Source organism: Selenomonadales bacterium (assembly GCA_017442105.1).
Taxonomy (GTDB): domain Bacteria; phylum Bacillota; class Negativicutes; order RGIG982; family RGIG982; genus RGIG982.
Genome location: JAFSAX010000071.1, coordinates 1 through 6742, shown reverse-complemented (window position 1 = coordinate 6742; position 6742 = coordinate 1). Strand labels below are relative to the sequence as shown.

The following is a 6742-nucleotide window of genomic DNA, read 5'->3' as shown; positions in this document are numbered from 1 at the left end:
CATACGCGCTACCCAGAAGAAGATGATATCATAACCCGTTACAAGAACGCTCGTCGGGTAGAATTGTTTCAGTTCGGGCGTTTCTTCCGGCCAGCCCATCGTGGAGAACGGCCAGAGTGCCGAGCTGAACCACGTATCGAGAACGTCGGGATCCTGCGTCATGTGTGCGCCGCATTTCGGACATACGGTCTGATCTTCGCGCGATACGACCGTTTCACCGCATTCGTCACAGTACCAAGCAGGGATACGATGACCCCACCAGAGCTGACGCGAGATGCACCAGTCGCGGATATTTTCGAGCCAGTTGGTGTACGTTTTTGTGAAGCGTTCCGGTACAAACTGTACTCTGCCCGACTGCACGACTTCGATAGCAGGTTTTGCGAGCGATTCCATTTTAACGAACCACTGTTTCGAGAGCATCGGTTCTACCGTCGTGTCACAACGCGAGCAGTGACCGACTGCATGGTCATGGTCGTCGATCTTCACGAGATTGCCAAGTTCTTTGAGGTCGGCAATGATCTGTTTACGACATTCATAGCGATCCATACCGGCATATTTGCCTGCATTGTCAGCCATCGTACCATCGAGATTCATGACAACGATCTGTTCGAGATCGTGACGCTGACCCATTTCAAAGTCATTCGGGTCGTGTGCAGGCGTTACTTTTACCGCACCTGTACCGAACGACGGATCTACATAATCGTCCGTAATGATCGGGATTCTTCTGCCGACGATCGGAAGGATCAAATGTTTGCCAATAAGGTGCGTGTATCGTTCGTCTTCGGGGTGAACGGCAACAGCACTATCGCCGAGCATCGTTTCAGGACGAGTCGTTGCAATGATGAGCGATTCTTCGCTGTCTTCTACGAAATAACGAAGATGGTAGAGGTGACCCGGCTGATTTTCGTGTTCTACTTCAATATCGCTGAGTGCCGTGTTACAACGCGGGCACCAGTTCGTGATGCGGTTGCCCTGATAGATAAGACCTTGTTCATAAAGCGAAACGAATACTTCGCGAACGGCTTTGGAGCAGCCTTCGTCCATCGTGAAGCGTTCTCTTTCCCAGTCGCAGGATGCGCCGAGGCTCTTGATCTGTTTTACAATACGACCACCATATTCTTCTTTCCATGCCCAAACATGTTTGAGGAATTCATCACGACCGAGATCGTGACGGGAGATGCCGTCTTTGGCAAGCATTTCTTCTACCTTGATCTGCGTTGCGATACCTGCATGGTCAGTACCCGGCATCCAGAGCGTATTGTAGCCCTGCATTCTGCGCCAGCGAACGATGATATCTTGGAGCGTATCATCGAGTGCATGACCCATATGAAGCTGACCCGTTACGTTCGGCGGCGGAATAACAACGCTGAACGGCTGTTTATCCTGTTCTACTTCTGCGTGGAACAAATTGTTTTCTTCCCAAAAACCATACCATTTTTTCTCTACCGATGCGGGATCATAGACGGTAGGAATCTGTTTTTCTTCCATGTTTACTGCCTCCTGTTTCTTACCATAAAAAAAGCCCCTTCGTCCGTAAAGGACGAAAGAGCATACTTTCGCGGTACCACCTTATTTTTCGCCGAAGCGAAATCTCTGTGCACGATAACGAGTGCCGCCGTCTGCGCTTACTCTTCTTTCACCGCAGCGATTCCGAGACTACCTTCCGCAACGCCTCTCGAATATCTTCCAGCCAAGGATATTCTCTCTGATGAGCCGACTGTTTGCGTACTCCTTCTCTTCTTCATCTTTTGCTTATTACTTAATAACTATACAACTTTCCACTTATTATTGTCAAGGGAGTATCATGGATTCTTTTCCGTTTTCATGCCTTCTCGCAAGATGCACCAACCATCTTCTGCCACAATCCTTCGGTAATCTCCTTCTCCGAGTATACCGTGATACCATGCGCACGAAGAAGCGACGTCGTAACACCTTCCCCCGCCCGCTTCACGCCCGAGAACGTGCCGTCATAGATAGTATGCGATCCGCAAGACGGACTACTCTCTTTAAGCACGGCATACTCCACATGATGCTCGTTTGCAAGAGCCAGTGCCTTCTTCGCACCACAGAGGAACTCTGCCGTTACATCGGTTCCGACCTTTGAGCATACACTGCATCTACCACTGATAACATCAGCCCCACTGCCACCCACGATCTCTGCAGGTGGGCGCGGCGTTAAAAGACCGCCCATCACTTCGGGACAGACGGAGATGATACTTTCTTTCTTCGTTTCAAAAAACGGATGAAGATTATGCCCTCCGCTGTATTTCGTACACTCCCCTAGCAGACAACTGCTGACAAGTATCATACATATTCCTTCTTCCTAGAACGGCTTGCCGCTCCATTTGATATGGTGTATCAGCTCAAATATGTTATCACAGTCTTTTTCCTGCCCTGCCAATACCGCAAGGTACGCACACGTTCTCGCATCATCCATCGCATTATGATGTTGAAAATCGATTCTAAAATAATTCGCCAAGGTATCAAGACGATGATTTGGCAGTTGCGGCCAGACACGTCTTGCCATCTGAACGGTGCAAAAATAGTGAAACTTCGGTTTCGGAAGATGATACGTCTCAATGCACGCACGAAGTACACCCATATCAAATGACGCATTATGCGCAACAACGATCTTGCCCGCCAATCGCGCATTAAGTTCAGGCCAGATATCGGCGAATGTCGGCTGATCTTTTACATCTTTGGGATAGATACCGTGTACCATGATACAATTCATATCGAATCGCATCTCGGGCGGACGAATGAGTGTATAGTAGCTGTCATACAGCTTGCCGTCACGCACTTCCACGACTGCCACACTGCACGCGCTGTTCCGTTCGCGGTTCGCCGTTTCAAAGTCTATCGCTACAAAATTCATTTTTGCACCTCCTTTTTCATTACTTGTTCTTGATAATATTTGAACGCTGTTGGGATCGGATAGACGTCTGTTAGTTCATTGCGTCCGATCCATTCCCACTCCGGTATCAGTTCGCTGACTTCTACCCAATATCCTTTCATCTTCCATTCGATATGCGTAAAGATATGGTTCGCTTCGCCTGCTTGCCTAATACTCGTCACATGCCATCCGCGCTCCGTCAGCTCCTCGCGCCATGCTTTCATCGTGCAATGACCTTCTTCGTTCGGAAACTCCCATAGCCCAGCGAGCAGTCCCTTGGGAGGTCTGCAACGAATCGCAATCTTATCTCCATAAGATACGAGCCATACCGTTCGCTTCTCGACACGTCTTTGTTTCTTCTCCGACTTCACGGGAAGCGTTTCTGCGATATCATCGAGATACGCATCGCAGAACGCACTCAGCGGACATACTTCGCATCGCGCCTTTCCTACAGGCAGACAGACCGTTGCGCCGAGATCCATCAACGCTTGGTTGAAATCTCCCGCCCGATCTCGCGGTATGATCCTCGTCAAGAGACCTGTTACTGCGCGTTTCGTTTTCGCATCGGCAATATCGCTGTCATCGGCTAATATACGCATGACGATACGAAGCACATTGCCGTCGACCGCAGGCACGGGGATATCGAATGCAATAGAAGCGATGGCACCTGCCGTATATGAGCCGATCCCCGATAAAGAGAGCAACGCATCATACGAACGCGGAAGTTGTCCGCCATAATCGCGCACCACCGACAAAGCCGCTTTTTTTAAGTTGCGCGCACGACTGTAATAACCAAGCCCTTCCCATAATTTCAGCAGTCTTGTTTCGTCTGCCTCGGCAAGATGCGTGACCGTCGGAAGTTCTGCCATAAACCTTGCAAAATACGGTTTGACTGCTTCTACGCGCGTCTGTTGAAGCATGATCTCCGATACCCATATCGCATACGGGTCACGCGACTTACGCCACGGCAGGTCACGCGCTTCTTTCGCATACCAAGCTAAGAGCGGTTCTACAATGCGCGACAGTTGACCGACGGCATACATCTCATCGTTTCGTTCTCTTGTCATACATATCTGCCCTCTGCCATAATTTTTCATATATCCGAATCAAGTACGGTTCATTCGAATACTTATCCATCTCATCGCGCGGTATCCAACGCACGCCGTCGTTTTCGTCTTCTTTGATGCGGATCGCATCTTCTTCGGATGCGACAAGAATGTAGGCGGCAGACAGATGAAGATGTGTTCCGACGTACGCGCCTTTTTTCTCATGTCCGTAGACAGGCAGTACATCGAACGAATCCATTCTTCCTGTAAGCGGTTTGAGATTTCCGATACCTGTTTCTTCTTCCGCTTCGCGGATCGCGACCGCCAGGAGGTCGGCTTCCCCATCGGCATGACCGCCAGTCCATGCCCACGTCCGATAGATGAGATGATGTACCATGAGCACCTTGTCGAGCGTTTCGTTTACAACAAAGCCCGAACTGGTAAAATGCGCAAACAGATTGTCACGCGTCAGCACATTGCTCGGATATTCTTCTATCATTTTGAGTGCCAGCGCACGATCGGCCACTTCTTGCGGACACATCGGTTCAAATGCTTCAACGATCTTACGAATCTTCATAAAATCCACCACCTTTCTCTAATGATTTGATAAAAATAAGCCTGCCGACGACAGGCAGGCTTATTGATGTTACTTAAAAATTTCGGAGAAATACCGTTCAAGATTCATCTGGATCGGCATAAAATAGATATTCGATCCGAGCTTATCGACCGCCTCAAGTGCTTCACGAGCAAAACGCGTATTCCATTCAAGTGTCGGCTCGAAATTTTTCGGGAATACGACATTATTTTTCGTTTCCCAATAAAACACCGACCGCGTTGACATGACAGGAGCTACGCCCCAGTACACATCATGTCCCGCAAGGATCTCTGCGTACATTTCCATGAAGCGAACATCATAGAACGGCTGCGTAAAAAATCCGTCTGCACCTGCATACAGCTTACGCTGAATATACATCGCTTCTTTGCGCATACTCGTTCGATATTGGTCGATGGCCGCATACACCTTGACTTCAGGCATTTCTTCTTTGAATTTGCGAATAATGTCTGTACTGGTACTCGGGTAGATGCGATGTCCCATATCCTGCGGAATATCACCGCCGACAACGAGGACTTCTTTGATCTGATGTTTGCGCAGATAATCTGCCATCGGAAGCGGTTGATACAAGTCAATGTCGATCGCCCTGACATGCGGTATCGTACGAAGGAACGGCGACTGCACCGTAGCACATGCCTGCCAGCTTCTCGTTTCATAGCGAACCAAATCGGGCACATTGATGATATCGAGCTGAGGACAGCACGCTTCAACGATCTTCAGATCATCTCGCACCGCATCGACAGTACGCGGTACCAATTCAACAGCAATCTTCATACAAGCTCGCCTTTCTGCTGTGATTAGAACAAGCCCGTGATCTTGCCGTTATTGTCGATATCCATACGTTCAGCTGCAGGACGTTTCGGAAGACCCGGCATCGTCATGATGTTACCCGTCAAAGCAACGATGAAGCCTGCGCCTGCTGCGATACGTACTTCACTGACCGTGATTTTAAAACCGCTCGGACGACCGAGTTTCGTCATATCATCGCTGAGCGAGTATTGCGTTTTTGCCATACAGATCGGCGTATCTACGAAGCCCATTGCTTCGAGTTCTTTGATCGTTTTGTCAGCTGCCGGCGAATAGTTGACACCGTCTGCACCGTAGATCTCTTTTGCAATTGCTGCAATTTTGTCTTTGATCGACGCGTTCGTATCATACATGAAACGGAAGTTATTCGGTTTTTCAACAGCTTCGAGAACTTTTTCTGCGAGTTTGAGACCGCCTTCGCCGCCTTTTGCCCATACTTCGGAAAGAACAACATCTACGCCGAGTTCTTTACAGCATTCTTCTACGCAAGCGAGTTCTGCCTGCGTATCCGTCGGGAACGCATTGATAGCAACAACTACCGGAAGACCGAATTTATGCATATTTTCGATGTGTTTCGTGAGGTTCGTCATACCTGCTTTGAGCGCATCGAGGTTTTCTGTCGTCAAGTCCGTTTTTGCTACGCCGCCATGCATTTTGAGCGCGCGAACCGTTGCAACCAATACGACTGCATCCGGTTTGAAGCCTGCAAAACGGCATTTGATATCGAGGAATTTTTCTGCGCCGAGGTCAGCACCGAAACCTGCTTCTGTTACAACGATATCAGCCAATTTGAGAGCGAATTTCGTTGCCATAACACTGTTGCAGCCATGTGCGATATTCGCGAACGGGCCGCCGTGGATGATAGCAGGCGTATTTTCGAGCGTCTGTACGAGGTTCGGTTTGATCGCATCTTTGAAGAGAAGCGTAAGTGCGCCCGTTACTTTAAGTTCGTCAGCCGTTACAGGACGGTTGTCGTATGTATAACCGATAACGATCTTACCAAGACGACGTTTCATATCGTCAAGGTCGTTTGCCAAGCAAAGGATAGCCATCATTTCCGATGCTACCGTGATATCGAAGCCTGTTTCACGCGGTACACCGTTGATCTTGCCGCCCATACCGCACATTACGAAACGAAGTGCGCGGTCGTTGAGGTCAACAACACGTCTCCAAGTGATTCTGCGCGGGTCGATACCGAGTTCGTTGCCCTGCTGAAGGTGGTTATCGATAACTGCTGCAAGCAAGTTATGTGCCGATGTGATCGCATGGAAGTCACCCGTGAAATGAAGATTGATATCTTCCATCGGTACGACCTGTGCGTAACCGCCGCCTGCCGCGCCGCCTTTTACACCGAAGCAAGGACCGAGCGAAGGTTCGCGAAGT

Annotated in this window: 7 protein-coding genes and 1 other annotated feature; all 7 genes read right to left on the bottom strand. The window is 49.3% G+C overall.

What is annotated here, in order from left to right; translation table 11 throughout:
- Positions 1-1488 (bottom strand): valine--tRNA ligase (locus IJN28_02885; protein ID MBQ6712718.1); only part of this gene is annotated, 1488 nt, incomplete at its 3' end.
- A gap of 45 nt (positions 1489-1533) precedes the next feature.
- Positions 1534-1751 (bottom strand) — a binding site (T-box leader).
- Positions 1752-1822: 71 nt separating this feature from the next.
- Positions 1823-2308 (bottom strand): DUF523 domain-containing protein, encoded by a 486-nt coding sequence (locus IJN28_02880; GenBank protein MBQ6712717.1) that lies wholly within the window; start codon positions 2306-2308, stop codon positions 1823-1825.
- 15 nt (positions 2309-2323) lie between these two features.
- Positions 2324-2875 carry a 3'-5' exonuclease gene (locus tag IJN28_02875; protein ID MBQ6712716.1) on the bottom strand — a complete coding sequence of 184 codons (552 nt, stop codon included), beginning with the start codon at positions 2873-2875 and terminating at the stop codon, positions 2324-2326.
- Entirely contained in the window at positions 2872-3936 is a 1065-nt protein-coding gene (gene mutY, locus IJN28_02870; protein MBQ6712715.1) for an A/G-specific adenine glycosylase, read from the bottom strand. The genes IJN28_02875 and mutY overlap by 4 nt, the downstream gene beginning before the upstream one ends.
- Before the next feature lies 1 nt (position 3937).
- Positions 3938-4516 carry an NUDIX hydrolase gene (locus IJN28_02865; GenBank protein MBQ6712714.1) on the bottom strand — a complete coding sequence of 193 codons (579 nt, stop codon included), beginning with the start codon at positions 4514-4516 and terminating at the stop codon, positions 3938-3940.
- 69 nt (positions 4517-4585) lie between these two features.
- The gene (locus IJN28_02860) at positions 4586-5326 is read right to left on the bottom strand and encodes a methylenetetrahydrofolate reductase (GenBank protein MBQ6712713.1); all 741 of its coding nucleotides are present in this window, start codon (positions 5324-5326) and stop codon (positions 4586-4588) included.
- Positions 5327-5349: 23 nt separating this feature from the next.
- Positions 5350-6742 (bottom strand): formate--tetrahydrofolate ligase (locus IJN28_02855; GenBank protein MBQ6712712.1); only part of this gene is annotated, 1393 nt, incomplete at its 5' end.

Coding starts and splice junctions, on each gene's coding strand:
- IJN28_02880 (MBQ6712717.1), bottom strand. CDS start 2,308: ATGATACTTGTCAGCAGTTGTCTGCTAGGGGAGTGTACGAAATACAGC.
- IJN28_02875 (MBQ6712716.1), bottom strand. CDS start 2,875: ATGAATTTTGTAGCGATAGACTTTGAAACGGCGAACCGCGAACGGAAC.
- IJN28_02860 (MBQ6712713.1), bottom strand. CDS start 5,326: ATGAAGATTGCTGTTGAATTGGTACCGCGTACTGTCGATGCGGTGCGA.
- IJN28_02865 (MBQ6712714.1), bottom strand. CDS start 4,516: ATGAAGATTCGTAAGATCGTTGAAGCATTTGAACCGATGTGTCCGCAA.
- mutY (MBQ6712715.1), bottom strand. CDS start 3,936: ATGTATGCCGTCGGTCAACTGTCGCGCATTGTAGAACCGCTCTTAGCT.